Source organism: Mycobacterium sp. E342, from assembly GCF_001667665.1.
Classification (GTDB): Bacteria; Actinomycetota; Actinomycetes; order Mycobacteriales; family Mycobacteriaceae; genus Mycobacterium.
Genome location: NZ_LZJM01000225.1, coordinates 1 through 25,043 on the forward strand (window position 1 = coordinate 1; position 25,043 = coordinate 25,043).

Below are 25,043 nucleotides of genomic sequence, written 5' to 3' on the forward strand. Positions count from 1 at the left end.
CAACAATCCGGCGCACCGCAACTCCTATGACGCCGCCATGCGCGACGCACTCGCCCGCTGTCTGGATCGGGTGGCCGAAGACGACGACCTGACGGTGGTGTTGTTGCGCGGCGCCGGCGATGTCTTCTCCACCGGGGCCGACATGAACAACGCCTATGGCTGGTATGGCGAAAAGGCCACGCCCGGCGACGCGTCGGACAAGCGCCGTCCCAGTCAACGCCGGCGACTTACCGTGGACCGCAAGTCTTTTGGCTTCTACCACAACTTCATGGGCTTTCCCAAGGTCACGGTGGGCGAGATCACCGGCTATGCGCTCGGCGGCGGTTTCGAGATGGCGCTGATGACCGACATCTCCGTGATAGCGCGCGACACGAAGGTCGGCATGCCGGCCACCCGCTTCCTCGGGCCCGCACTCGGCAGCCTGCACATGTTCTTCCACCGGCTGGGTCCGGTGCTGGCCCGGCGCCTGCTGCTGACCGGCGACATCATCGAGGCCGGCGAGCTCGAACATCTCGGAATTTTCACCGACACCTGCGATTCCGCCGCCGTCCCGGCGCGGGCGCGGTACTGGGCGGAAAAGGCGGCGAAGATGCCCGCCGACGGGGTGGTCATCGCCAAGGAGGCTTTCCGTCTCGTCGAGCAGAGCCAGGCATATCAGGGTGAGGAAGTCGCGAGCTATCTCTTCCACGCCTTCGGCACCAACCTGCAATTCGGGCCGGGAGAGTTCAACTTCGTCAAGACCCGCGCACAGCATGGGACCAAGGAAGCGTTCCGGCTCCGCGACGAACACTTCGACGTGCCGGAACCCGAAGCGTAGCAGCTGTATTCGGTAGCCGGCTAGCGCGCGGCCGGGGCCTTGGTGCGTGCGCGCGACGCAGGTGACTTGGCCACCTTGCGTGGCCGTGACGGCGCAGCTTTGCCGTCCTTCGACCCCTTGCCCTCTTCGATCAACCGGCTGGCATGATCCAGGATGCAGCCGAGCCCGTACTCGAAGTTGGTTTCGTCGGGTGCGCCGATCCGGTGCCCGATGCGGCTGACTTGGGCCAGCAGGGGGGTCTTCTCGGGGTCGATGGCGACGGCGTCCTCGATGGCACGCGCACCCTCATCGGAGGATTGATTCTTCTCGTAAAGCCGTTGCAGCACCACCGAGCCGCGGACGTGCACCGAAACCGCCGAGTAGGTGTCGAAGGCGTCCTCCGGCGACAGGCCGGCTTCGACCAGGTTGGCGATGGCCTTTTCCATCTCCTCGGCACCCAACCGTGCCGCCTTCGGGCTGAGCGCGGCGCGAATCAGAATCAGGTCGCACAGAATTGGGTTCCCCATGAACGTTTTGCGCATCAAGCGCGCATGGTTGGCCAATGTCTCGCGCCAGTCGCTGGATTCGACGTAGGGCGTGGCGAACCGATACTTGCTCAATGCGCGGTCGGTCATCGCGTTGAGCAGGTCGTCCTTCTTGCGGAAATACCAGTAGATACTCGTGACGCCGACACCCAGATGTTTGCCAAGCAGCGGCATGCTCAAATTGTCGATCGACACCTGTTCCGCGAGTTCAAATGCGCCACTGATGATGTCATCGGGATTGATGGATCCGCGCTCGCGGCGCTGACGCCTATCGGCGGTAGCCTGCTTTGCCACTACGGGCACCTCCGTCACGATGTATCCTGTGTATGCGGTCCAAGAGCCGTACCGACTCACCTGCGCAAGCTTAGCCGTGTCGCCGCTCGACGATGTCCGTCAACCGGGCTTTCGTGCAGTTTTCCATCTGCTACTGTAATACCTATCGTAGGCGTTTTGGTAACAAGGCCGGGCGGGCGAACATGACCGGGCGCAAGCCATTCACCCAGTCATCCGATGAGCCACGGGAATTGCCATGGATTTAGGGCTGGCGGATGCCGCAACGGTGGTGGTCGGCGGGAGCCGCGGCATGGGTTTGGCCACGGCCCGCTGCCTCGCCGACGAAGGTGCCCGGGTCGCGGTCATCGGCCGCAGTCGCGGCGCGCTCGACTGCGCCATGGCCGAGTTGACGGGACGCGGTAGCTCCGACGCCGTCGGGCTCGTCGCGGACATCGCCGATCCCGGGCAGGTTGACGAGGCGTTCGCCGAACTCGGCCGGCGATGGGGCGGAGAACTCAATGTCCTTGTCAATACGGTCGGGCCGGGAGCGGCGGGCACGTTCGACGATTTGGCCGACGAGCAGTGGCGCCAAGCCGTCGAAGACGGGGTGATGGGCATGGTGCGCTGTGTGCGCGCGGCACTTCCGCTGCTGCGCAAGGCGCAATGGGCGCGGATCGTCAACTTCTCGGCCCACTCGACCCAGCGGCAGAGCGTCATGCTGCCCGCCTACACGGCGGCGAAGTCGATGCTGACCAGCGTTTCCAAGAACCTGTCTCTGTTCTTGGCCAAGGACGAGATCTTGGTCAACGTGGTGTCGCCCGGCAGCATCGCGTCCGAGTCGCTCGTCGGTTGGGCGAAATCGGTGGGCGTCGACGGCGGCGATCCTTACGCGCTGATGGACGCCATCGGCAAGCACTTCGGCCATCCGGCCCACATGCCGCGGGCGGGGCTGCCAGAGGAGATCGGGCCGGTGGCCGCATTCCTCGCGTCGCGGCGCAACTCCTACATGACGGGGGCCAACATCAATGTCGACGGCGGTTCGGACTTCACCTGACCGCCCGGAACGAAAAGGCTCGGCCGAAAGAAGGAGTCGAACGTGGCGACGGCAAGCGAGGCCCGCGCCTGGGCGCGTGGCGCATTGCGCGGAATCGGTGACTCGCTTTACACCCCGTTCTGCGGGCCGGACGGCGACGACGTCGACTGGGAGGCCTACCGGACGCTGGTCCGTTACTGCGTGGGTGACCTCGGGCACCCGATGTTGTGGTGCACCAGCGGTCTCTCGGAGTTCTGGTCGTTGACCATCGATGAGCGAAAGCGCTTGCTGGAGGTGGCCATTGAGGAAGGGCGTGCCGTCAATCCCGACGTCGTCGTGCAGGCCTGCACCGCCGCCATCGCCGCCAAGGACTGTCTGGAATTGACATTGCACGCCCAGGAAGCCGGTGCCGACATCGTCTACATCCAAACGCCGATGATGGAGGTGCATGGGGGCGAGGGCGTTCTGCGATTCTTCAAATACATCGCCGCGCGCACCGACATCGCCCTGGGCATGTTCAACTCGCCGTCGTCTGGCTACGTGCTGACCGCCGCCGAGAGCGCGCGGATCTACGACGAGGTGTCCGCCGTGTGCGCGACCAAAGAGGGCGCCTTCCGGCCTGCCAGCAGCCGGATGCTCCACCGGCTGGCGCCCGGCCTGGTGCTCTGGGAGTGTGACAAGACCGTGTATCGCGCCGGTTGGCTACGCGACGGGATCGTCTGTCCGGCGCAACTGGGCACCGCGGGCTACCTGTTCGAGACGCCGCAGCGGCGATTGTTCTCTGAATACTGGGATTTGGTGCAAAGCGACAAGCTGCTCGAGGCGATGGACTTCGGCCGCGAATCGGGCTTGGACCAGTTCGACCTCGACGTCGGATCGTGGTGGACGTGCTATCCGGGACGGCCGGACTACTTCACCCATTGGGGTGGGGCGTTCAAGTACGCCGCCTCGCTTCTGGGATTGCCGATAGGCGCGTATCCGCATTCCCGGCCGCCGCAGGCCGAGCTGCCGCCGGAGGCCAAGTCGCAGATCGAGGACGCATATCGCCGGCTCGGGCTCATCGAGGCCTAACGGAGCGGCCAAAACGTCTGCGCCACAGCGGAACACATTGAGCAAGGCCCGGCCACCAAGGTGACCGGGCCTGTGCCTGACCGTTTACTGTTCGGCCTGCTCGCGCGCCTCCGCGGCCTTGGCCTTGCCGCGGGCTTTCTCGGCCGCCGCTTCCTTCTTCGCCGCGCTGCGCTGCGCGTCGGCCTTGTCCTGCTGCGCCTGGCCCTCGTTGACCAGATCGTTGCGGCCGATGATCGTGCCGACGATCTCCTTGGCCTTACCGAACACCGCCTCGACGATGCCCTGGATCAGCTCGACCGGGCCGCTCTTGATGTCAACCATTGCGTTTCCCCTCCTGGTAGTGGGTATCTATGTTGGCTTTCCCTTTTCGCCGGCAGGAGGAAACGCGATCGGCGCGTGGTGCTCGCCACACCCGGGATACCCGAGCCGCGCCGGGTCACCAGTGGCCCCGCCGACGGCGGTCAGGGGTGCGGTTCAGCAAGCCGAAATCCCCTGTTCGGCCGGGGTTCGCGGGCACGCATGGGCGGTTGTGGAAAACAGTACCGATAGGTATACAGTATGCGTACAAATCGTCGCGGAATCGGGTAGGCGGTCGTGAGGAGGTAGCGGGGGAGATGTCCGGCAGGGACGACGCTTCCGGGGCCGCAGTGCTCTACGAGTCCACCGGCAGCGGCGTCGCGATTCTGACCTTCAACCGTCCGGAACGCCTGAACGCCTGGGGGCCGGACATTGCCGCCGGCTTTTACTCGGCGATCGACCGCGCCGAACAGGACCCGGCCATCCGGGCAATCGTGCTGACCGGCCGGGGCAAAGGATTCTGCGCCGGCGCGTATCTGGGCACGCCGAATTCCGCACCGAGGTACGGCGACACGATGGAGAAGGCGAGTCAGACCAACCTCGCCGAGTTGGTCGGGGAACGGCCGCCGCATTTCGTGACCACGCTGCGCAAGCCCGTCGTCGCCGCCATCAACGGTGCCTGCGTCGGCATCGGCCTGACCCAGGCGCTCATGTGTGACGTGCGGTTTGCGGCGGCCGGCGCCAAGTTCGCCGCGGTCTTCGCCCGCCGCGGACTGATCGCCGAGTTCGGCATCTCCTGGATACTGCCGCGACTGACAACGTGGGGCGTCGCCCTGGATCTGCTGTTGAGCGGTCGCACCTTCCTCGCCGAGGAGGCGGCCGACCTCGGCCTCGTCAAGGAAGTGGTCGCGTCCGAGGATCTGATGAAGCGCGCGCTGGAATACGCGGAGGACATCGCCCGCAACTGCTCGCCGGCGTCCATGGAAGTGATCAAGAGGCAGGTATACGGTGACGCCACTTGCGATGTCGTGGACGCCACGTCCCGTGCCGAGGTGCTGCTGCACGAGGCGATGCCGCGGCCGGACGTCATCGAGGGCATCACCAGCTTCCTGGAGAAGCGGCCCCCCCGATTCCCCTCGCTCGATCCGACCGACGCTTAGTGTTCGCCGGTGCTGCCGGAAAGGATGATCATGACCAGCTTGGGTTACAAGGCGATTGACGTCGACAACCACTACTACGAACCGCTGGACGCCTTCACCCGCCACCTGGACAAGAAGTTCAAGCGGCGGGGCGTGCAGATGCTCAACGACGGCAAGCGCACCTGGGCCGTGATCGGGGACCGGGTCAACCACTTCATCCCCAACCCGACCTTTGACCCGATCATCGTGCCGGGCTGCCTGGACCTGTTGTTCCGAGGCGAAATACCCGGCGGCGTCGACCCCGCCTCGCTGATGAAGGTCGAGCGGCTGGCCAGCCACCCCGAGTACCAGAACCGCGACGCGCGGGTTGCGGTGATGGATACCCAGGACATCGAAACGGTATTCATGCTGCCGACTTTCGCGTGCGGCGTCGAGGAGGCGCTCAAAGGAGACATCGAGGCGACGATGGCGTCGGTGCACGCGTTCAACCTCTGGCTCGACGAAGATTGGGGCTTCGACCGGCCCGATCACCGAATCATCGCCGCCCCCATCATCTCACTGGCAGACCCGGCCAAGGCGCTCGAAGAGGTCGAGTTCGTGCTGGCGCGCGGTGCCAAGCTGGTGCTGGTGCGGCCCGCGCCGGTGCCCGGTGTGGTGAAGCCGAGATCCCTGGGCGATCGCAGTCACGACCCGGTGTGGGCCCGGCTCGCCGAGGCGGGGGTGCCGGTGGGCTTCCACCTCAGCGACAGCGGCTATCTGCACATCGCCGCACAATGGGGCGGCAAGGCGACCTTCGAGGGGTTCGGCGAAAAGGACCCACTGGATCAGGTTCTCCTCGACGACCGCGCCATCCACGACACGATGGCCTCGATGATCGTGCACGGTGTGTTCACCCGCCACCCCGCGCTCAGGGCGGTCAGCATCGAAAACGGCTCCTACTTCGTGCATCGGCTGATCAAGCGGCTGAAGAAGGTCGCCAACAACTACCCGCGGCATTTTGCCGAGGACCCGGTGGAGCAATTGCGCAACAATGTTTGGATCGCTCCGTACTACGAGGACGATTTACCCGAGCTGGCCGATGTGATCGGCATCGACAAGATCCTGTTCGGGTCCGACTGGCCGCACGGGGAAGGCCTGGAGACACCGGTGTCGTTCGCTGACGAGCTGCATGGGTTCAGCGACGTCGATATCCGAAAAGTGATGCGCGACAACGCCCTCGAGCTGCTGGGCGTTCCGGTCCCGTCGGCCGTTTAGCGCCCCCATGAGTGAATGGACTGTGGGCGCGGTTCTGGACGCCATCGCCGACGCCGTGCCGGACCGGCTGATGACCGTCTGCGGCGACCGCAAGAGCACCTTCGCCGATTCCGCGGTCCGCACCAACCGATTGGCGAACTACCTCGAAGGCAAGGGTTTCGGCGTCTACGCGACCCGTGACGCGCTGCAGCGCTGGGAATGCGGACAGGACCGCATCGCGCTGCTGATGTACAACGACCTATACCCCGACATGGTCATCGGCTGCCTGAAGGCTCGCACCGTCCCGGTCAACGTGAACCACCACTACTCGCCCCGGGAAATCCACGACCTGCTCGACTACGTCCGCCCGCGGGGGATCATCTACCACCGCTCCCTCGGCGTCCGGTTCGCCGAGGTCCTGCCGCCGATCGGTACCGAGTTGCTGATCTCCATCGACGATGGCAGTACGGCTCCCCAACTGCCGAAGGCGATCTCGCTCGATGACGCCCTGGCGTCCGTCAGCCCCGATCGCGAGGAGACCGGATCCCCGGACGATCTCATCATGATGTGCACCGGCGGGACGACGGGGCGCCCGAAGGGCGTGCTGTGGCGACAGAGCGACATGTACGTGTCGTCAATGGTCGGAGCCGATCATGCCAGCGTCACGGAGATTCACGACAAGGTCGCCGCGGGCGGGCAGCCGTGGTTCGCCGTCTCCCCGCTCATGCACGCCGCCGGCATGTGGACCGCGTTCTCCGCGCTCTGCGCCGGCCTGCCCGTGGTGCTCTACGACGACCGCAACAGGCTGGACGTGCGGTCGGTGTGGGAAACCGCGGAGCGCGAGAAGGTGGGCATGATGACCATGGTGGGCGACGCGTACGCCGGCCCGCTGATCGCCGAGCTGCGCGCGCGTGCCTACGACCTGTCCTCGCTGCACGCGATCGGCACCGGAGGCGCCGCGACGAATGCGAAACACAAACGCGCACTGATGGAATGCCTGCCGCACATCACCATCATCGAGGGCTACGGGTCGTCGGAGAGCGGCAACATGGCGTTCGGGCACAGCCGCGAGGGGACCGCCAGCGAAACCTTCCAACCCAGGGAGGGGGCCACCGTGGTGTCGGCCGACCGCAGCCGGTTTCTGCGGCCCGGTGAGCGGGAAGTCGGCTGGGCCGCCAGGACCGGCCGCATCCCGCTCGGGTATTTCGGCGACGCCGAGGCCACGCAACGGACCTTCCCCGAGATCGACGGCCGGCGGGTGGTGATACCCGGCGACCGGGCATCGCTGGAGAAGGACGGCACCATCCGCCTGCTGGGCCGCGACTCGCTGGTCGTGAACACCGGTGGCGAAAAGGTTTTCGTCGAAGAGGTCGAAGAAGTGCTGCGCGCTCAGCCGGGCGTCGCCGATGCCCTGGTCGTCGGCCGACCAAGCGACCGGTGGGGTCAAGAGGTCGTCGCGCTCGTCGCGACGCAACCCGACGCGCGGCTCACCCAGGACACCCTCTACCACGCGTGCACGGCACAACTGGCGCATTTCAAGGCGCCGAAGGCAGTCATCTTTGTCGAGCAGATCCAACGCCTCGGCAACGGCAAGCCCAACTACCGATGGGCCAGAGAGCAAGCCACTCAACACGTTCCGGTGACCGCGCTGGTATGGTCCGACGCCGAAGGAAGTCATGAACACCCAAGCGATTGACTGCCTGGTGAACGTCCATTTCGGCGAAGCCGAATCACAGCCGACATGGATGCTCAAGGTGAGGGACGACTACTTCAAGGGCCCTGAGTCGATGTTCGCCCCGGTCGATCTCTCCGAACTGCTCGCCGAGATGGACGAACAGGGTGTGCACAAGGCGATCTTGATGGACTCGCTCGCCAACCCGTCCACGACCGCGCGCAAATTCGTCGACGCCAGGCCGGACCGCTTCGCGTTGGCCATGGGCGGGGTCAACCTCCTTCGCCCGGTGCCGTCGCTGCGCAAGCTCGCCGAGATCGCGGGCGACCTGCCCGTCGCGTATGCCGTAGTGGGGCCGAGCTTTTGGGGTGACGGCCAATACCCGCCCAGCGACGCCGTGTACTACCCGCTCTATGCCAAATGCGCGGAAATAGACCTCCCGCTGTGCATCAACACCGGCATCCCGGGGCCGCCCATACCTGGCGAGGTGCAGCACCCCATGCACTTGGATCGGGTGTGCGTACGATTCCCCGAACTGCGGCTGTGCATGATTCACGGCGCCGACCCGTGGTGGGACGTCGCGATCCGCTTGCTGCTGAAGTACCCGAACCTGCGCCTCATGACGTCGGCGTGGTCGCCCAAGCGGCTGCCGGAGGGCCTGCTGCACTACATGCGCACGCGCGGTCCCAACAAGGTGATCTACGCCTCCGACTGGCCGGTGTTGCCCATGCGGCGGGTCATCCCCGAGGCAAGTGCCCTTGATCTGCCGGCCGACGTCCTGGATAACTACCTTTACAGCAACGCGCAGGATTTTTTCTTCGGCGACCGCGCCTGACCGAGAACGGGAGCACTGACGATGGACCGCTTCGAACTACGCCGACTGGACTACAGCCTGTCCGACGATCATGTGGCCCTGCGGGACGCCTACAAGCAGTTCTTCAAGACGCACTGCTCCATCGAAACCGTCCGTGCCGCAGAGCCGTCGGGTTTCGACAAGAACCTGTGGGAGAGGTTGTGCGGGATGGGCGCGACCACGATGGCGTTGCCGGAGTCCTGCGGCGGTGACGGCGCGACCCTGGTCGACCTCACCCTGGTGGCCGAGGAGGTCGGCCGGTCGCTGGCGCCGGTTCCGTGGATCGACCACGTCTGCACCGCACGGCTTCTGGGGCGGCTCGGCGCGCTGGGCGAGGCTGCCGCCGGCATAGCCGATGGGGAGCAGCTTGCCGCGCTGGACCCGCGCATCGACACCGGGCGTGGCCCGCGGTTGATTCCGTCGGGGTCGATCGCCGACCACATCGTCGTCCGCGACGGCGGCGAAGTCGCGCGCCTGACCTTCGCCAGCCGCCCGGCGAAGGTCGACAACATCGGCCGCCTGCCCATGGCGTGGGTGGACCCCGCGGCGGCCGACACGCGTGAGGTCATCGCCGAGGGTCCCGATGCGCTGGCGAGTTGCCTTTTGGCGGTGGACGAATGGCGGCTGTTGACCGCGGCGGCGCTCGTCGGGCTGGTGGAGGAAACCATGACCATCGCCGCCGAGTTCGCCAAGACCCGATACACGCTGGGTGTGCCCATCTCCACGTTGCAGGCCATCTCCCACCCGCTGGCGAATATGGCCATCACCGTCCAGGGCGGCCGCAATCTGGCTCGCCGCGCCGCCTGGTTCCTGGACAATGAACCCGGCGAGCGGCGCGAATTGGCGCCGTCGGCCTTCGTTTTCATGGCCGAGGAGGCGGCGAGGGCGGCGACCATGGCGGTCCACATTCAAGGCGGCCTCGGGGTCTCGGCCGAGGCCGCGGCGACGGCGTATCTGGTGCGCGCCCGAGGGTGGCCACTGGCCGGCGGCGATCCGGGGGCCACGGCCCAACGGGTGGCCGAGATCGTGGCCGCCCGCGAGGGCGCGGCGCTGCCGGCGTAGGAAGGGGCAACACGATGGATTTCTCCCGCGTCGAGCTGTCCGAAGCGGACGAGGCATTCCGCGACGAAGCGCGCAGCTTTCTGGCCACGCACATGACCGAAGAGGTCAGGCGCCGGGACAGGGAAACCGGCGACAACTTCGACGAGGGGTTGCATTTGAAGTTCGGCGCCGCAGGCTATTTGGCGGCGGAATGGAAACCGGAGTCCGACGGCGGTTTCAGCCGGGTGCGGCGGCGCATCTGGGAGTTGGAGAAGCGGCGGGCACATGTGCCGTGGGTGACGTGGGGGACGACCGCGATGGTGGCCCGCTCGGTGGACAAGTTCGGGTCACCGCAACTGCGCGACGAGGTGCTCCCGAAAGTCTTCAGCGGCGAGGTTCGGTTGTGCCTCGGCTACACCGAGCCAGAAGGCGGCTCCGATGTCGCCACCTGTAAGACCCGCGCGGTACGCGACGGTGATGAGTGGATCATTAATGGCTCCAAGATGTTCACCACCGGCGCCCATAACTGCCAATACGTTTTCCTGATCACCAACACCGCCCCGGACGCGCCGAAACACAAGAGCCTGACCATGTTCCTGGTTCCGCTGGATTCGTCCGGCATCGAAATCCAGGGCATCCGCACGGTGGATGGCGATCGGACCAACATCGTCTATTACAGCGACGTCCGCGTGGACGACAAGTACCGGCTGGGCGAGGTGAACGGGGGCTGGACGGTGCTGCGCGAACCGCTCAACGTCGAGCACGGCGCCGTCGCCGCCGCCCCGGACGGTCTGCAGGATACGTCAATCATGATGCACCAGGCGAGTTTTCTGTCCGAGGCGGTGGACAAGGCGACGGCATGCGTGACGCGCACCGATGGCGACGGCCGCCGACTCATCGAGGACAAGTCGGTCGCATATCGACTGGGCCGCAGCGTTGCCCGACTGGAGGTGGCGCTGGCCACCCCGGGCATTTTCGGCCGGGTCGCCATCGCACAAACGATGCGCGACATCTCCCCGGAACTGATGGACATCCTCGGCGCCGCGTCCGCGCTGCCGTATGGAGCCGAGGCGGCCGCCGACGACGGCAGCGCCGAATATGCCTACCGGTTCGCCCCACTGGTGGGCATCTATGGCGGCACGCTGGAAGTCTTCCGCAACATGATCGCCCAGTACATGCTCGGGCTGGGCAAACCCGCGTACGCGCCGCCGGTCACGAAGGTCTCCTAACCGGGCGCCGCCAGGTTGATGCCTGTTGGACCCGGGCGCCGGGTCAGCCGTGCCCGTAGATGATCCGCAGCATCTTGAGATTGATACGGATGAACCGCCCGAATTGCAGGAAGACGTTCTGCCGCGTCCGCAGTGTTGCCCGAGTGGGCAGCGGTGCGTCGGCGATGCGCTCGGCCGTCAGCGCGTTCACGTCCGAGTAGGAGTTTTCGTCGTCCATCGAAGTGCCTTTCATTCAGGGATCAGCCACCAGAATGGGCGGGCTTTCGCCTTGTAGATGAAGAGATAATGCAGCAGCAGCTTGATCCAGTGGCCGGCCAAGCCGAGCTCACCGGAGGTGCCGGCGATGTCGCGACCCGTTTGGGGGTACTTCACCGGATCGGGTACCACCGGGAACATTGTCATGGCGGCGGCCGAGCCTTCGCGCAAACCGGTGCCTGCGGAGGCGACGCATGCGGCGCCCATGCTCGACATCGAGGCGCGGTGTGCAACCGCGGTGGTTCCCTTGGTTATTCGATCGCGGATGGTTTCAGCAACCGTCTTGGCCATAATGCCCGACGGCATGCCGGTGCGCGGCGGACTGGGCGTGATCACAGTCCCGTTGGGACTCGTGCGCGGTCGAGAGATGGGGTGCGGGGGCGCGAACGCGATGCCCGGGGCGAAGATGTTCGGATAGGCGGGGGACTCGTAGGTGTGCGGCCAATCCTCGGCGGACCATTCGTCATAGGGTTTGCCCGAGTAGTCCGCGTCGACCTTCATGAAGCCTGACGGCGCGAACAGAACGGAGCTGATGTCGTTGCCGTCCTTGTCGTATGCCGCCAGGTCTGCTCCCCTGAACGGTGGTAACAGCATGGCGAAGTCGAAGTCCAACTCGTGCTCTCTGCCGTCCAGTTGCTCGTAGCGCAGTTTGCCGTCCATCACCTCGTGGACGGCCGCTTGCGTGACGGCTTTGACGCCGCGCTCACGGAACAGCGACTCGGTCCATAGCCGGCTGGACTGCACGAAGCCCTTTTCGACGAAACTCATGCCACCGACGCCGAAGTCACCCAGCTCGTACTCGTTGGTGAGGTAGACGACGTCGGCCAGGTCTCGCACACCGGCGGCTCGCAACGTGTGCTCGACGTTGAAGGCGTATTCGAAGGCCGCGCCCTCGCAGGTGCAGGTGCCGTGCCCGACGCCGATGACCAGGCGCTGCTTCTCGCCGGCCTTCAGCCTGGCGATGACCCGGTCGAGCGCCTCGGCCGCCTCGACGGCGTGGGCCGCGGTGCACACCGAGTATGAGTGGCCGGTGGGGCCGAGCCCGGGGGTCGCCGCGAAGTTCAGGCGCGGCCCGGTGGCATTGATGAGGTAGTCATACGTGATGGTGCCGCTCTGGCCGTTGTGTTCCTCGTCGGTGTAGACGAAGTCCACCGACGGCGCCGACTGATCTTTGGTGCCCTCCGGATGGATCGCGGTGGCAAGCGCTTGATGAAACACGATGCCCTTGCGGCGGTAGATGGGTTCGAGCGGAATGAGAACCTTGGCCGGATCCATGCGGCCAACGCCGACCCAGATGTTGGACGGGATCCAATTCCAGTCGGCATTGGGAGAAATCACGACGACTTCGTGACTGCGGCCCAGCCATCGGCGAAGGTGTAGCGCGGCGGTATGCCCGGCGATACCAGCGCCGAGGACGACGACTCGTGCCATTGATGCTCCTCTATCACATGCGCCGGCATCGCCGCACGACATGGTTGTCGCCGCGTGGGAACGCCGGGCGCTCCGAGGCCAGACTGCGCCCCGCGGTGACGCGTTCCTAGGGCCGATGGACTCTATTGGCCGGGGCATATGCGCACCGAAGAAAAAAATCGAGCGCATATCGCGGGAATACCCCTACCCGTATAGGTATTGTACATGCCATGACGGAACACAATCACTACCAACAAGTGCTGGACGACCTCAACCCCCAGCACCGTGCCCTGCGCAAGATGATCCCGGACGTGTACCGGGGTTTCGCCGAAATGAGCAACGGCGCACTGACCTCCGGCGCCTTGGACAAGAAGTTCAAGGAGTTGATCGCGATGGCGATCGGGGTCGTCGCCGGATGCGACGGCTGTATCGCCTCCCACGCTCAGGGGGCGGCCCGTGCCGGAGCATCCAAGGAAGAGGCCGCCGAGGCGATCGGCGTCAGCATTCTCATGCATGGTGGCCCCGCGACGATCTACGGTGCACGCGCCTACAGCGCATTTTGCGAATTCGCCGACAAGATCGCGGACGACACCGCGGGGCCGGCGCAATGAGCGGCCACCGCCGCCTCGGGCCGATCCTCACCCTCGCTTTTCGAAAGGAGCAGCAACCATGACCGTCAAGACACTGACCGCCGCCGATTTCGAGTCGACGGTGGTCGCAAACCCGATTGTGCTCGTCGACTTCTGGGCCCCTTGGTGTGGGCCATGCCGGGCTTTCGCGCCGGTCTTCGAACGGTCCTCGCAGAGCCACCCGGAGATCGTGCATGCCAAGGTGGACACCGACACCGAGCGCGAACTCGCCGCGACCGTAGGCATCCGCTCGGTGCCGACAATCATGGCGTTCCGCGACGGCATCCTCATTTACAGTCAGCCCGGAGCGATGTCACCAGCCGTGCTCGACGACTTGATCGATCAGGTCAAGGGTCTTGACATGGAAAAGGTCCGCGCCAAGATCGCCGAGCGCAGAGCTGCCGTGGGGGCATAGTGGCGCAATCGCTTCGCCCTGGACAATAGGGAGCAACCATGTGTTACCCCGTGCGCTGCCGGCGCTGCGGAAAGATCACGTGGGCGGGGTGCGGCTCGCACGCCGAGAGCGTGATGAAACGTGTGCCCGCTGACCAACGCTGCACGTGCAGCCATAGCATCGCCCGATAGCGCGCCCGCGCTCAGGTCGTCAGGATAGCCGCGTGGCCGTGCCGGCGCCCCGTAGAGCTGAGAGTGCCCCGGACTGACGGCACGTGGCGACCTCGACGGCGCTGCCCAGCAGTACGCAACCACCGAAAAGCCGCTGCACTCACGAACTGCAACTACACCGACTTCGGAGTGGGCTTCATCCGGCACGATGACCGGAGCGTCGACGTCGTTACCGTGGTGTTGGCCAAGCAATAGGCTTGTCCGAACGAAAAGCGCTGCAGCGAAACAGATTTGATTAGAAGAGATGCCTGTGCGACAACAAGCGGGTAGGGCCTTCGACAGGACACGCTTGGTGGCGGGGTGGACTTCGCCGCGGTAATTGCGTCAACACCGTGCAGGTGGGCGTGTTGCGGCTCTCCGCGGAGCAGGCCAACGCCGCCGCCGTGAAACTTGCTCACGAAATCGCCCCCGCAGGTACCCAAATAGCCCTGACAGGTCAATGAACGAACAGAAATGTAGGGATTCTCCTTATTTCCGCATCTGACCGTTCCACTTAGCGTCGTGCATGTCGGACGGACACCGACACGCCGGCCTGTCGCATCCGGCGTGCGTGGGTGGCGACGAAAAGGAGATCACCATGCCCAGAACCCAAGCAGCAGTTGCAGTTGCGTTCGCGGCGCTGTCGGGTTCGGTGCTCGCGTTGACGATGGCGCCGATCGCGTCCGCCGATCCACTCGCTGCCATCCGCCAGGCGGTTAACAATGCGCGAGCAGGATCGACTTGTCCCCCTTTGAACTACAGCATCCCCCTTGAGGGGGAGGCGCAGCATGCCATCGGCAACAACCTGCCGGGGGTGCCCCCGGCCGGGCAGTACAAGGGCACCTTCACCGTCACGTTGGCCGCTCCCTTCGGGAGCGCGAACAACGCGGAGGGGGCTACCCGCGGCGCCGTTGGCGAAGCGACTCCTGCCATCAACGACTGCAGCAACAAAGACTTCGGCGTGGGCTTCTTCCGCAAGGGAGATGACGATACCGTCGCCATCGTGCTCGGTAAGCCGGCCGCCGCCCCCCAAGCGCCGCCGGCGGCCGTCCAGTGTCCGGCTGGTTCGGAGACTCCGACCGTTCCGGCTGGGCAGACTTGTAAGGCGGCAGCGAGTCCGAACAACCTTCCGGTGCGGTGTACCGGCAACTACGAGCTGCCTGCCGGCTCGGATTGCTCCAAGACGCCCAATCCGTCGCCTCCTGCGCCGAAGCCGCCGAAGAACGCGATCGCGGTCAATGTCGAGCAATCACCGACGTCAGTGGCGGTGAACGTCAAGAACACCTCGACATTGCCTGGCAAGTGCACGTATGACGCCGCGCCGAAGAACGGGCTCTTGATGCCGGCGGTGCACCGCGACTTCAACGTCAACCCGAATGATGCCACCAAACTTGACTTCCTGGCGCCACCGCTAGGCGTCAAGTATCACTTGGTGGTGTCATGCCACGGCACGTTCAATGGCCAAGACGACGAGTTCGGCCACGTCGAACAAGACGTCACCGGCGGCCTGTGAGTCTGAGGCGCAAAGTCGCGCCAAACCGGCTGCCACATCATTTGTGTAGGGAAACACCGTATTTCTCTGTCGGCCCTGTCCGCCATTGCGTCGGATGCAGCCGAGACCGTCGATAGGAGGCCTTCGTACGTCCAATCAACTTCGCATCGCCCTCGCGGGGCAAGATCGCACTTAGCGTCAGCGAACAGATGGTGCACTCGTTCTAGCGAGTCATTAGTGCCTTCGCCGCAAACGCGCGTTCGGCGATGAAGCCATGCCGATCACTGTGCGGCGGCGCGGTTCACGCAATGGCTCCCGAGTCCTTCAGCTCCTCGATGCGGTCCCAATCCATGCCCAGTTCCATCAGCACGATCTCGGTGTGCTCGGAGGCCTGGGGCGCCCGCGTGGTGACCAGCGGCTCGTGGTTGAACTGCACGGGGCCGCGCACGACACGGAAAGGTTTTCCGCCGCTGGCGAGCTCGACCTCGCTGACCATGTCGTTGGCCAGGGCTTGCTCGTCCTCGACGAGGTCGAGGAGGCTCTGGAACGGCGCCCACTGACCCTTCATCGTTTTCAGGTGCTGCCGCCAGTAGTCGAAGGGCTTGCCGGCGAAGGCCTTTGCGATCAGTTCGGCGGCCGCGTTGGCATTCTGGATCAGCGGAAGCACGTCGGAGAAGCGGGGATCGTCGGCTGCCTCGGGTATGCCGAGATGCTCGAACGTGTCGCGGATCAACCCGGTCGGGCTGATGATGCACAGGTTGATGGTGCCGCCGTCGGAGGTTTCGTAGTTGCCCATGAAGGGGTTCACCGACATCGCGGTGGCGGAGCCCGGCATGGGAGTGCGCATCACCTGTCCGGTCTCCATGCCCTGCGTCACGCTCGCTCCCGCCGCCCACCAGGCCGTGCTCAGCAACGACACGTCGAGCTCGAGGGCTTCGCCGGTGCGCTCGCGATGCAGCAGCGCCGCCGAGATGCCGCCGGCGATGAACATGCCGCCGATGGAGTCGCCGAATGCCGGAATGCCTTGCCCCAGCGCGCCACCCAGCTCCTCGGGCGTCAGCGCGTATCCGATGCCACTGCGCGTCCAGAACGCCGTCCCGTCATAGCCGCCCACGTCACGCTCGGCGCCCTTGTCACCGTATGCCGAACCGCGCGCGTAGACGATGTTCGGGTTCACCGCGCGGATGTGCTCCACGTCGAACTTGTGCTTCTGCCGCTGAGCGGGCATGTAGTTGGTGAGGAACACGTCGGAGGTCTTGGCCAGCTCGTAGATCACCTCCTGGCCGCCCGGCGTGGACACGTCGATCCCGACGCTGCGCTTGCCCCGGTTGGGATGCTCCATCAGCGGGTGCCGCTCCGGATCGAGCTGGATGCCACCCATGTTGATGAAGCCACGTTGGGTGTCGCCGCGCAGCGGGTGTTCGACCTTGATGACGTCCGCGCCCCAGTCGGCCAGGATGGCGCCCGCCGCCGGGACGAAGGTGAATTGCGCGAGTTCCAGGACCCGGAAGCCCGACATCACTTTGACCATTTTCGGGACCCTACTTGGCGTCGAACGTGACGGGAAGCGCCGTCGGTGAACGGAAGGGCTGGCCGTGGATGTGGGGGTCGTCGTCGGTGAGCAGCCTGATGTTGGTCACCCGATCCAGCAGGCATTCGACTGCCACCAGGGTTTCCAGCCGAGCCAGGTGCAGGCCCAGGCACGTGTGCTCACCGGCGGCGAACGAGATGTGTGGCAGGTGCTCGCGGAAGATGTCGAATTCTTCCGAACGCTCCCAGCGCCGCTCGTCGCGGTTCGCAGCCCCGATGCACACGTCGATCACCGACCGCGCCGGAATCTCGACGCCCCCCAGCTCGGTGTCCTCGGTGGTGAATCGCTGCACGGTGGTCAGCGGCGTCTCGAAGCGCAATCCCTCCTCGATCGCCTGTGGCAGTAGCTCCCGGTTGTCCTGCACCGCGGCGAACTGGTCCGGTTGGGTGAGCAGCAGGTAGAGCAGGTTGCCCGACGAGCGGTACGTGGTCTCCAGCCCGGCCGGCAGCAGCAGCCGCAGGAAGGAGTAAATGGCTTCGTCGCTTAGCTTTTCGCCGTCGATCTCGGCGCTGACCAGGTCGCCGATGATGTCTTCGGTGGGTTCGGACCTGCGGTGGTCGATCTGCTCGACGAAGTAATCCCTGAGCGCGGCCGACGCCTCGAAGGCGCTTTCGTAGTCGACGTGGTAGCTGATCAACTGCACGGCGCGCTTACGGAAGGTCGGCAGATCGCCGGCGGGCAATCCGAGCAGTTGGGCGATGACGCGGGTGGGAAATTCGAAGGTGAAGTTCCGGACCAGGTCGGCTTCGCCGGTGTGGATGAACTCGTCGATGAGCGCGTTGCAGATCGGCCGAACGATGGTGTTCTCCCAGCGGGCCAGCGCCTTGGATTTGAAAGCGGCGGAAACGAGGTTGCGGTGGTCGCGATGCTTCTTGCCTTCCATCGCCAGGATGGTCGGCCCCATGAACAGTCCGATCGTCTTGTCATATGGCGTGGAGCTGAAAATCCGGCCGTCGCGAAACACCGTGTTCACCGCATCAAAGGACACCGCGGAATATTCGCGCTTGGGCATCAGCGACTCGGGTGTCTTGGAATAGTCCATCACCGTCCCGCGGAACACCCCGGATTCGCGGCGCTTTCGCGCGAAGAACGGGTAGGGGTCGCGCCGGCTGACGGTCTCGTCACTGCTGCGAACGTCGGTCGTCACGTAGCACTCCAGCATCTCCAGCAGGAACGGGGCAGGCCTTGCCTAAGATCGTACTGTAATTCTTACAGTAGACAATATGGGCAGGCCCGCCGTCAGCCGTTCACCGCCTGCTCGCGCGCCCACCGGTAGTCGGCCTTGCCTGACGGGCTGCGTTCGATCGCCGCGCGGAACACGATCGCCTTGGGGAGTTTGTACCGAGCCAACGACTGCCCGGCGTGAGCGACCAACTCCTCGGCGTCGGCGTGGGCGCCTTCGGCCAGCGCGACGACGGCGACGACCTCCTGGCCCCACCGCTCGCTGGGCCGTCCGGCGACCACCACGTCGGCCACCGCGGGATGCGAAGCGATTGCGGTCTCGACTTCCTCGACGAAGATCTTTTCGCCGCCCGAGTTGATCGTCACCGAATCGCGACCCAGCAGTTCGACGGTGCCGTCGGCGCGGTGGCGGGCCCGGTCGCCGGGGATCGCATAGCGCACCCCGTCGATGACGGGAAATGTCTTGGCGGTCTTGGCGGCATCGCCCTTGTAGCCCAGCGGGACGTAGCCACGCTGCGCCAACCAGCCCATCCCGTCGTGGCCCGGTTCCAGGATGGTGCCCAGATCCTCGTCGGCCACGAACGTGTCCGGACCCGCGTTGAAGGTGCCGGTCGATACGGCCCCCGACGTCGACATGTGGTGCATCTGAGCGCCGGTCTCCGACGATCCGACGCCGTCGACCACCACGGCGTTCGGCAGGACTTCGATCAATCGTTGCTTGACGAACGGGGTGAGCAACGCGCCCCCGTTGGCGACCACGGCCAACGACGACACGTCCGCGATCCCCTTCTCGATGGAGGCGACCAACGGGCGGGCCATCGCGTCACCGACCACCGTCACGACGGCCACCCGTTCGCGCTCGATGGTGCGGACGACCTCATCGGCGTCCAGACGATCGACGATCGAGGGGAAGACGACGGATTGCCCGGTCGTGATCGCGGTCATTACGCTCCACTGCGCCGCGCCGTGCATCAGCGGCGGCAGGACCATCAGCTTGGTGCCCGGGCCGGCGGCGACCCCCGCCGCGATCGCCTCGATGGACTCGAACGGCTCGCCGGTCATCACGTTGCGCCCGCCGAAGGACGTCATGAAGATGTCGTGCTGGCGCCACAGGACGCCTTTGGGCATTCCCGTGGTGCCGCCCGTGTACAGGACGTACAGGTCGTCGGCCGAATACTGCACCGGGGGTGGTTCGGGCGCGCAGGACGCGAGTGCGCTTTCGTAATCCACTGCGCCATAGATCAATTCGTAGCCGGAGTCATCAGCGATCTGAATCAGCACCCGCAGCTGGGGTAGGTCCGGCAGGATTTCGGCCACGCGCGGCGCGAACGCGGCGTGGTAGATCAGCGCGGTCGCCCCCGAATCCGCCAGCAGATACTGCAGCTCGCTCTTGACATAGCGGAAGTTGACGTTGAACGGCGCGACTCTGGCTCCGAAGGCGCCCAGCAACGCCTCGACGAATTCGTTGCCGTTGTAGGCGTAGATGCCGAGTAAGTCCTGACCGGCCTCGTGGCCGGCGAGCGCGGAGCGGTCGGTGTGGCAACCCAGGCCACGGGAGTGCAGGTAGGCGGCGAGGCGGTGCGACCGTTCGATCACCTGTTGGTAGCTGTACCGGCGTCCGCCCTGGATGAGCAACTCCCGGTCGGGAATTGCGGCCGCGACGGCTGCCGCGACGGCGGGCACCGTGAATTGTGTTGCTGTGTCGGACATCTAGCCTCTCACGGCTGGTGGGGTAGCAGGCGGACCATCAGGCCGTTGGCTTCGCTGAGCAAGGTTCCATCGGCGGCTGTCATAGTAGCGTCAATGAAAACCTTCCGACCGTCGATGCCGCAGATTCGTCCCTGAGCGGTCAACGGCTCGTCGATCGGGGTGATCTTGCGGTAGTCGACGTGCAGATAGGCCGTCCGGGTGGGCCGGATGTCCGCGGTGGACACGACCATGCCGAGCAGCCAGTCGTAGAAGAGCGGGATCATTCCGCCGTGCACGGCTCGGTTCCCGCCGATGTGTGAGGTGGTGAAATGACCGGCCATGGTCACGCCGTCGGGGCCTGACCCCGTCACCATCCACGGCGGCATCAAGGGATGGGCCAACCCGGGCAGGCTCAGCACGCGGCCGGCTACCGCCTCGGTCTCGGGAACCCGGTGGCCGTCCAGCAGCGCACAAGCGTTCTCCAGGTGCACGGTCACGGCGGCCCAGAGCGCGGGGTCCGGCTTGGTGGACACGGTCAGGTCCTGCAGGCGGCGCAGCGCCGCGACGAACGGACCCAGTTCCTCGGGGGCGTCCTCGACGGGTTTGACGTCGGGGAATCCGCTACGAACCTCCGGCGCTGTTTCCGTCATCGCGTTCCTTCTCCCGGCTGCCATGTTTGAAGCAGCTCGTCGGTGGTGGTGATGGTTGCAAGCAACGACAGTGTGTTGGCGATGATGGCCTCTCCATATTCGGTGGGTATGCCGGCGACGGCATCGCGGGGCACGACGACGCGGTAGGCGGCGTTGACGGCGTCCATGACGACGTTGGGGATGGCGATGTTCAGTGACACGCCGACGACGACGATGGTGGACACCCCGAGATTGCGCAGTACGGCGTCCAGGTCGGTTCCGCCCATCGGCCCGACGCCGTGCCAGCGGCTGAGCACCAGATCGCTTGGCTCGGGTCCCAATTCGGGCAACAGGGCGGCCCCCGCAGTACCGGGGGCGATGTCGACCCGACCTTGTCCCATGGCGAATATCTTGGCGTTGTGGTTGGAACCGAGCCCGTCTGGCCGCCGCCGCACCAGGCAGTGCACGACGCGGACCCCGGCCGCCCGCGCCGCCGGCAGTAGCCGCACGATGTTGGGCAGCGCGACGCGACGGGCCTCCTCGGCCAGCATTGCCAGCCCGGCGTCGGGTCCGATGACGGCTCCTTGGCATTCCTGCGTGACGATTGCGGTGTGTCTGGGCGCCGCGACTTCGGCAAGGTCGGGTGTCATGCCGACGCGGATGCTTCCGGCGAGACGTCATAGAACTGCTGCGCCCACTTCCGCAGTGCCATATACCCTTTCGCATCGGCCTTGGACAGTGCCGGGTTCTCCACGTACTTCTGGTATCGCCAGATTCGCAGATCGTCGAAGACCGTTGACAGGAACTGTGTTTCGATGACCTCGCGCAGCTTGCCGCTTGGTACGTCGGAGGTGTCACCGGGGATCCTGGGCCACCAGATGGAGTAGAACAGATCCGAACACTCGTCGTCGACCGGCGTGCAGGTGAAGATCAGCCGATGGTTCTGCGCCCCCTCGAAGACGCTGATGGCCCCGCCCAGGCCGAACAGATGGCTGTGGAAGCGCAGCGCGAGATCCTCAGGGTCGTCGCTGCGCGCGTCCGGCCATCCCGCGGTGAACTGCCACTCGTGTTCGACGATCTTCCAGTCCAGCACCCGCGGGGTCACCGTGGCGTGGTGCACGTATTCGAAATGGGCGCTGTCCGGGGCGTTCTCCGCGACGATCTGCGGATGCACCGGTTCGCGCTCCGCGCGCCGGGAGAACTCCGGGTAAGCGCGGTAGTAGGCCGCCGGATTCGTGTCGAATTGCGGAAACTTCCGGAAGATGTCCGGCATCTCCCACTGCGGCTGCTCGCCCTCCGGCTGATGCCAGACGAATACGCAGTCGTACTGCTCGCGCACCGGGTACACCCGAAGCCGCAACGCACGGTTGGGCCGGTCGGGTTGGTAGGGGATGTACCGGTTGGTGCCGTCCGGGCCCCAGCGCCAGCCGTGGAACGGGCACTCGACACAGTCGCCGAGCACCTTGCCGCCGTGGCCGAGGTGCGCGCCCAGGTGCTTGCAGTGCGCCTCGAGGACATGCAGTTCGCCGGACACGTCGCGGTAGGCCACCAGATCTTCGCCGAAGTAGCGCAGTGGCCGCACCTCGCCGAGGGGAAACTCCGGAGACCACCCCACCATGAACCACCCGGTGACCTTCCAGGTGAAGGGCACTTTCACGCCGGCGCCTCCGATTGCCTGATACTAAGCGGGTTACAGTATAGATTTCAGCAGTCTGGCCCGTGCACGGCAAGGAGTGAAATGACACAGGGCATCGCGCTCGTCGCGCCGACGGTGCGGGGCGCGGCCGACGGAGACACCGGTTTGAAGCCGGCGTAGGGGAATGGCATGTCGAAGGTGACGCGCGGGCTGGGGCTCGTCCGGGAGGCGAGCCGCGAGCTCGGCATGTTGTTGCCGCGGACGGTAGCCGGGCTGAACGAATCGACCGGCTGGGCTCCAGTGTCACCGCGGGGTGTGCGGCTGTTCGGCGAGGTCATGCTGGACGAGTTTGTGCTGAGCGGCTTTTCGCTGCTGGGTGGGAGCCCGGCGGAAATGCGGCCCCTGGCCGGTTGCATGGCCGCGGCAGAGGAGCTGTCCGCTCTGGGCATCGACCGTGCGCACCGGGAGCCGATGCCATTGCGCGCGACCTCGGTGCGGCGGCGCCGCGTCGGCAATCTGGCGTACGAGCGGATGGCGTTCGAGCATGATCCGGCGTTGCCGCAAACCCTGCAAGCCGAGGGACTCGGCGGACCGGCAAGGGCAGTGGTGCACCTGTGCCGGCACCACGACGGCCCGAGGCCCTGGCTCATCTGGGTGCACGGCGCGGGCCAGGGCGGCGCCGAAGACATGTTGTTGAGTCGGATCGGCCGAATACATCACCAGCTCGGGTTCAACGTTGCGCTGCCGGTGCAGCCCGGCCACGGCTGCCGGCGCCGCGAATGGCCTGCGTACCCGGACCTGGATCCGTTGGGCAACGTTGCGGGCATGATGCGGGCTGTGTCGGAGGTCCGCGCGGTGGTGCGGTGGGCACAACCACAGGCGAGCGCGGTTGTGGTAGCCGGGATTTCCATGGGGACTCCGGTCGCGGCGTTGGTGTCCCACCTGGAGAGGCAGGTCGATGCGGTCGCGCTATACACGCCGATCCTGGGGCTGAACGCGATGATCGCCCGGCACTTGGGCCGCTGGGGGTCGTCCCGCGACAGGTTCCGCGACCTGCTGGCGTCCCCCGAGGCGGCGAAGCTGACCTCGGTGATCGATCCGTTGCGGGTCGACCCGGCGCCCCCGCCGCATCGACGGCTCATCGTCGGCGCCTGGCACGACCGGATGGCCATGCGCGATCCCGCGGTCGAGTTGCAGGAGCGCTGGGGCGGCAAACTGTACTGGTACGACGGCAGCCACGTCGGGCACATTTTCTCCCGGCGCGTTCAGCGGGTGACCGATCGATTCCTGCGCGAGGTCGCCGGCTGATGGCCACCGCACGCACGGCCCGTGAGGTCGTCGAGCTCTACAATCTGGTCGTCTGGAACGAGCGCGATCTGACCCTGGCCGAGGAGCTCTTCGCCGACACCGTGATCCGGCACGAGGTGGGGGAGGCACACACCCTCACCCGCGATCAGGCGGTCAACCGGATCGAGGACGTCTGGGCGATGCTCGACACGCTGCGCTTCGATCTGAACATCGTCGTGGCCGGGGACGACGGCGAGCACGTCGCGATTGTCTACGACTCATCGATGACCGCCAAGGACGACGCCGAAACCAACGTCGCCAGCATCGAGGTGTTCCGCGTCGTCGATGGGAAGATCGCCGAAGTCTGGAATTGCGGCTACAAACAAGGAGTTTGGAGTTGAGCGATCGCACGCTTGATGAGTTGGGGTACTACCTGCTGGCCGGTGCAGGTGGAGAAGGCCCGGCGGCGTTGATGGACGAAGCCCGCCGCGGCGAGGAGCTGGGCATGGGCACCGCCTTCATCTCCGAGCGCTGGAACGTCAAGGAGGCGTCGTCCCTCGTCGGGGCCGCGTGCGCGGTGACGAACAGGATGCAGATCGCCACCGCGGCAACCAATCACAACACCCGCCACCCGCTGATCACCGGGTCGTGGGCCACCACCATGCACCGGCTCTCCGGCGGGCGCTTCACGCTTGGTATCGGCCGCGGGATCGCAGCGATCTACGGTGCGTTCGGCATACCGGCGGTCACAACCGCGCAGATGGAGGACTGGGCACAGGTCATGCGTCGCCTCTGGCGCGGGGAGCTGATCTTCAACCACGACGGGCCCATGGGCAACTACCCGATCCTGTTCCTCGATCCGGATTTCAACGACGACATCCGGTTGGCATTGGTGGCGTTCGGACCCAAGACGCTCGCACTCGGGGGCAGAGCCTTCGACGACGTCATCCTGCACACCTACTTCACCCCCGAAACCCTGCAACGCTGCGTCCGGACGGTGAAGTCCGCGGCCGAACGGGCCGGCCGCGACCCGGACAGCGTGCGGGTGTGGTCGTGCTTCGCGACGGTCGGTGACCACCTTCCCGAGGAGTTGCGGCTGAAGAAGACGGTCGCCCGACTCGCCACCTACCTGCAGGGCTACGGCGACCTGATGGTACGGACGAACAACTGGGATCCCGCTGTGCTGCAACGCTTCCGGGAAGACCCGGTGGTGACTTCGATCGCGGGGGGGATCGACCACAAGGCCACGGCCGAGCAGATCGAGCACATCGCGACGCTGATCCCCGACGAGTGGCTGGAGCCGTCGGCCACCGGGTCGGCGCGGCAATGCGCGGAGCGCGTCCGCAAGGAATTCGACTACGGGGCCGACGCGGTGATCATGCACGGCGCGACGCCGGACGAGCTGGAGCCCGTTGTCGCGGCGTACCGGGCGGGCGCCTAACGCCCGAGCCTGCGCGG

The 25,043-nt window shown here is 65.8% G+C and carries 25 protein-coding genes; 15 read left to right on the plus strand and 10 right to left on the minus strand.

Going from position 1 to position 25,043, the window contains the following annotated elements:
* Positions 1 to 817 (plus strand): enoyl-CoA hydratase/isomerase family protein (locus A5692_RS16780; protein ID WP_068057836.1); only part of this gene is annotated, 817 nt, incomplete at its 5' end.
* Positions 818 to 837: 20 nt separating this feature from the next.
* On the opposite strand, the gene A5692_RS16785 is transcribed toward A5692_RS16780, so the two are convergent.
* On the minus strand, positions 838 to 1,635 hold the full coding sequence (locus A5692_RS16785; RefSeq protein ID WP_068057838.1) for a TetR/AcrR family transcriptional regulator: 798 nt from the start codon (positions 1,633 to 1,635) through the stop codon (positions 838 to 840).
* Positions 1,636 to 1,870: 235 nt separating this feature from the next.
* Between A5692_RS16785 and A5692_RS16790 the strand changes: the two genes are divergently transcribed.
* On the plus strand, positions 1,871 to 2,668 hold the full coding sequence (locus A5692_RS16790) for an SDR family NAD(P)-dependent oxidoreductase (protein ID WP_068057840.1): 798 nt from the start codon (positions 1,871 to 1,873) through the stop codon (positions 2,666 to 2,668).
* Positions 2,669 to 2,710: 42 nt separating this feature from the next.
* The gene (locus A5692_RS16795) at positions 2,711 to 3,718 is read left to right on the plus strand and encodes a dihydrodipicolinate synthase family protein (RefSeq protein ID WP_068057842.1); all 1,008 of its coding nucleotides are present in this window, start codon (positions 2,711 to 2,713) and stop codon (positions 3,716 to 3,718) included.
* Positions 3,719 to 3,802: 84 nt separating this feature from the next.
* Here the strand turns inward: A5692_RS16795 and A5692_RS16800 are convergent, their stop codons facing one another.
* Positions 3,803 to 4,039: a general stress protein CsbD gene (locus tag A5692_RS16800; protein ID WP_067922399.1), complete on the minus strand. Its 237-nt coding sequence runs from the start codon at positions 4,037 to 4,039 to the stop codon at positions 3,803 to 3,805.
* 293 nt (positions 4,040 to 4,332) lie between these two features.
* On the opposite strand from A5692_RS16800, the gene A5692_RS16805 reads away from it, so the two are divergent.
* The 6 genes from A5692_RS16805 to A5692_RS16830 are packed head-to-tail and all read left to right on the plus strand — an operon-like array spanning position 4,333 to position 11,182.
* Positions 4,333 to 5,175 (plus strand): enoyl-CoA hydratase, encoded by an 843-nt coding sequence (locus A5692_RS16805; RefSeq protein ID WP_068057843.1) that lies wholly within the window; start codon positions 4,333 to 4,335, stop codon positions 5,173 to 5,175.
* A 30-nt stretch (positions 5,176 to 5,205) separates the two neighbouring features.
* Positions 5,206 to 6,408 carry an amidohydrolase family protein gene (locus A5692_RS16810; RefSeq protein ID WP_068058067.1) on the plus strand — a complete coding sequence of 401 codons (1,203 nt, stop codon included), beginning with the start codon at positions 5,206 to 5,208 and terminating at the stop codon, positions 6,406 to 6,408.
* A gap of 7 nt (positions 6,409 to 6,415) precedes the next feature.
* Positions 6,416 to 8,083, plus strand: coding sequence for an acyl-CoA synthetase (locus A5692_RS16815; RefSeq protein ID WP_068057845.1), 1,668 nt, complete (start codon positions 6,416 to 6,418; stop codon positions 8,081 to 8,083).
* The gene (locus A5692_RS16820) at positions 8,064 to 8,894 is read left to right on the plus strand and encodes an amidohydrolase family protein (protein ID WP_068057847.1); all 831 of its coding nucleotides are present in this window, start codon (positions 8,064 to 8,066) and stop codon (positions 8,892 to 8,894) included. Before A5692_RS16815 ends, A5692_RS16820 begins: the two co-directional genes overlap by 20 nt.
* A gap of 21 nt (positions 8,895 to 8,915) precedes the next feature.
* A complete protein-coding gene (locus tag A5692_RS16825; protein WP_068057849.1) occupies positions 8,916 to 9,974 on the plus strand; it encodes an acyl-CoA dehydrogenase family protein in 1,059 nt (352 codons plus the stop codon).
* A gap of 14 nt (positions 9,975 to 9,988) precedes the next feature.
* Positions 9,989 to 11,182, plus strand: coding sequence for an acyl-CoA dehydrogenase family protein (locus A5692_RS16830; protein WP_068057851.1), 1,194 nt, complete (start codon positions 9,989 to 9,991; stop codon positions 11,180 to 11,182).
* Between the two features lie 43 nt (positions 11,183 to 11,225).
* Here the strand turns inward: A5692_RS16830 and A5692_RS29135 are convergent, their stop codons facing one another.
* A complete protein-coding gene (locus A5692_RS29135) occupies positions 11,226 to 11,399 on the minus strand; it encodes a hypothetical protein (protein WP_156766122.1) in 174 nt (57 codons plus the stop codon).
* A gap of 11 nt (positions 11,400 to 11,410) precedes the next feature.
* Entirely contained in the window at positions 11,411 to 12,868 is a 1,458-nt protein-coding gene (locus tag A5692_RS16835; RefSeq protein WP_068057853.1) for an NAD(P)/FAD-dependent oxidoreductase, read from the minus strand.
* Between the two features lie 209 nt (positions 12,869 to 13,077).
* Between A5692_RS16835 and A5692_RS16840 the strand changes: the two genes are divergently transcribed.
* The 3 genes from A5692_RS16840 (at position 13,078) to A5692_RS16850 (ending at position 15,592) form a co-directional block, all read left to right on the plus strand.
* Positions 13,078 to 13,458: a carboxymuconolactone decarboxylase family protein gene (locus A5692_RS16840; protein ID WP_068057855.1), complete on the plus strand. Its 381-nt coding sequence runs from the start codon at positions 13,078 to 13,080 to the stop codon at positions 13,456 to 13,458.
* 58 nt (positions 13,459 to 13,516) lie between these two features.
* Positions 13,517 to 13,891 carry a thioredoxin gene (gene trxA, locus A5692_RS16845; RefSeq protein ID WP_068057857.1) on the plus strand — a complete coding sequence of 125 codons (375 nt, stop codon included), beginning with the start codon at positions 13,517 to 13,519 and terminating at the stop codon, positions 13,889 to 13,891.
* A 714-nt stretch (positions 13,892 to 14,605) separates the two neighbouring features.
* A complete protein-coding gene (locus A5692_RS16850) occupies positions 14,606 to 15,592 on the plus strand; it encodes a hypothetical protein (protein ID WP_231984347.1) in 987 nt (328 codons plus the stop codon).
* Between the two features lie 280 nt (positions 15,593 to 15,872).
* Here the strand turns inward: A5692_RS16850 and A5692_RS16855 are convergent, their stop codons facing one another.
* The 6 genes from A5692_RS16855 to A5692_RS16880 form a co-directional block, all read right to left on the minus strand.
* Positions 15,873 to 17,090, minus strand: coding sequence for a CaiB/BaiF CoA-transferase family protein (locus A5692_RS16855; protein WP_068058071.1), 1,218 nt, complete (start codon positions 17,088 to 17,090; stop codon positions 15,873 to 15,875).
* 22 nt (positions 17,091 to 17,112) lie between these two features.
* A complete protein-coding gene (locus tag A5692_RS16860) occupies positions 17,113 to 18,309 on the minus strand; it encodes a cytochrome P450 (RefSeq protein WP_231984348.1) in 1,197 nt (398 codons plus the stop codon).
* Positions 18,310 to 18,401: 92 nt separating this feature from the next.
* Positions 18,402 to 20,054 (minus strand): acyl-CoA synthetase, encoded by a 1,653-nt coding sequence (locus tag A5692_RS16865; protein WP_068057862.1) that lies wholly within the window; start codon positions 20,052 to 20,054, stop codon positions 18,402 to 18,404.
* Between the two features lie 8 nt (positions 20,055 to 20,062).
* Entirely contained in the window at positions 20,063 to 20,683 is a 621-nt protein-coding gene (locus tag A5692_RS16870) for a PaaI family thioesterase (protein WP_068057864.1), read from the minus strand.
* Positions 20,680 to 21,312, minus strand: coding sequence for a cysteine hydrolase (locus A5692_RS16875; RefSeq protein WP_068057867.1), 633 nt, complete (start codon positions 21,310 to 21,312; stop codon positions 20,680 to 20,682). Before A5692_RS16875 ends, A5692_RS16870 begins: the two co-directional genes overlap by 4 nt.
* Entirely contained in the window at positions 21,309 to 22,319 is a 1,011-nt protein-coding gene (locus tag A5692_RS16880) for a Rieske 2Fe-2S domain-containing protein (protein ID WP_068057869.1), read from the minus strand. The genes A5692_RS16875 and A5692_RS16880 overlap by 4 nt, the downstream gene beginning before the upstream one ends.
* Positions 22,320 to 22,487: 168 nt before the next feature.
* Here A5692_RS16880 and A5692_RS16885 point away from each other — a divergent pair, with 168 nt between their 5' ends.
* Genes A5692_RS16885 through A5692_RS16895 form a run of 3 tightly spaced genes read left to right on the plus strand, consistent with a single transcriptional unit; the run spans position 22,488 to position 25,026 of the window.
* Positions 22,488 to 23,606 carry a PHB depolymerase family esterase gene (locus A5692_RS16885; protein ID WP_068057871.1) on the plus strand — a complete coding sequence of 373 codons (1,119 nt, stop codon included), beginning with the start codon at positions 22,488 to 22,490 and terminating at the stop codon, positions 23,604 to 23,606.
* Complete coding sequence (locus tag A5692_RS16890) at positions 23,606 to 23,986, plus strand: nuclear transport factor 2 family protein (RefSeq protein WP_068057873.1); 381 nt, start codon at positions 23,606 to 23,608, stop codon at positions 23,984 to 23,986. The genes A5692_RS16885 and A5692_RS16890 overlap by 1 nt, the downstream gene beginning before the upstream one ends.
* The gene (locus A5692_RS16895; protein ID WP_068058073.1) at positions 23,983 to 25,026 is read left to right on the plus strand and encodes a TIGR03857 family LLM class F420-dependent oxidoreductase; all 1,044 of its coding nucleotides are present in this window, start codon (positions 23,983 to 23,985) and stop codon (positions 25,024 to 25,026) included. The genes A5692_RS16890 and A5692_RS16895 overlap by 4 nt, the downstream gene beginning before the upstream one ends.
* The last annotated feature ends 17 nt before the right edge of the window (positions 25,027 to 25,043 follow it).

What these genes read in the sequence shown, in the direction of transcription:
- A5692_RS16790 (WP_068057840.1), top strand. Translation starts at nt 1,871, where the DNA reads ATGGATTTAGGGCTGGCGGATGCCGCAACGGTGGTGGTCGGCGGGAGC.
- A5692_RS16800 (WP_067922399.1), bottom strand. Translation starts at nt 4,039, where the DNA reads ATGGTTGACATCAAGAGCGGCCCGGTCGAGCTGATCCAGGGCATCGTC.
- A5692_RS16805 (WP_068057843.1), top strand. Translation starts at nt 4,333, where the DNA reads ATGTCCGGCAGGGACGACGCTTCCGGGGCCGCAGTGCTCTACGAGTCC.
- A5692_RS16810 (WP_068058067.1), top strand. Translation starts at nt 5,206, where the DNA reads ATGACCAGCTTGGGTTACAAGGCGATTGACGTCGACAACCACTACTAC.
- A5692_RS16815 (WP_068057845.1), top strand. Translation starts at nt 6,416, where the DNA reads ATGAGTGAATGGACTGTGGGCGCGGTTCTGGACGCCATCGCCGACGCC.
- A5692_RS16820 (WP_068057847.1), top strand. Translation starts at nt 8,064, where the DNA reads ATGAACACCCAAGCGATTGACTGCCTGGTGAACGTCCATTTCGGCGAA.
- A5692_RS16825 (WP_068057849.1), top strand. Translation starts at nt 8,916, where the DNA reads ATGGACCGCTTCGAACTACGCCGACTGGACTACAGCCTGTCCGACGAT.
- A5692_RS16830 (WP_068057851.1), top strand. Translation starts at nt 9,989, where the DNA reads ATGGATTTCTCCCGCGTCGAGCTGTCCGAAGCGGACGAGGCATTCCGC.
- A5692_RS29135 (WP_156766122.1), bottom strand. Translation starts at nt 11,399, where the DNA reads ATGGACGACGAAAACTCCTACTCGGACGTGAACGCGCTGACGGCCGAG.
- A5692_RS16835 (WP_068057853.1), bottom strand. Translation starts at nt 12,868, where the DNA reads ATGGCACGAGTCGTCGTCCTCGGCGCTGGTATCGCCGGGCATACCGCC.
- A5692_RS16840 (WP_068057855.1), top strand. Translation starts at nt 13,078, where the DNA reads ATGACGGAACACAATCACTACCAACAAGTGCTGGACGACCTCAACCCC.
- trxA (WP_068057857.1), top strand. Translation starts at nt 13,517, where the DNA reads ATGACCGTCAAGACACTGACCGCCGCCGATTTCGAGTCGACGGTGGTC.
- A5692_RS16850 (WP_231984347.1), top strand. Translation starts at nt 14,606, where the DNA reads ATGTCGGACGGACACCGACACGCCGGCCTGTCGCATCCGGCGTGCGTG.
- A5692_RS16855 (WP_068058071.1), bottom strand. Translation starts at nt 17,090, where the DNA reads ATGTCGGGCTTCCGGGTCCTGGAACTCGCGCAATTCACCTTCGTCCCG.
- A5692_RS16865 (WP_068057862.1), bottom strand. Translation starts at nt 20,054, where the DNA reads ATGTCCGACACAGCAACACAATTCACGGTGCCCGCCGTCGCGGCAGCC.
- A5692_RS16870 (WP_068057864.1), bottom strand. Translation starts at nt 20,683, where the DNA reads ATGACGGAAACAGCGCCGGAGGTTCGTAGCGGATTCCCCGACGTCAAA.
- A5692_RS16875 (WP_068057867.1), bottom strand. Translation starts at nt 21,312, where the DNA reads ATGACACCCGACCTTGCCGAAGTCGCGGCGCCCAGACACACCGCAATC.
- A5692_RS16885 (WP_068057871.1), top strand. Translation starts at nt 22,488, where the DNA reads ATGTCGAAGGTGACGCGCGGGCTGGGGCTCGTCCGGGAGGCGAGCCGC.
- A5692_RS16890 (WP_068057873.1), top strand. Translation starts at nt 23,606, where the DNA reads ATGGCCACCGCACGCACGGCCCGTGAGGTCGTCGAGCTCTACAATCTG.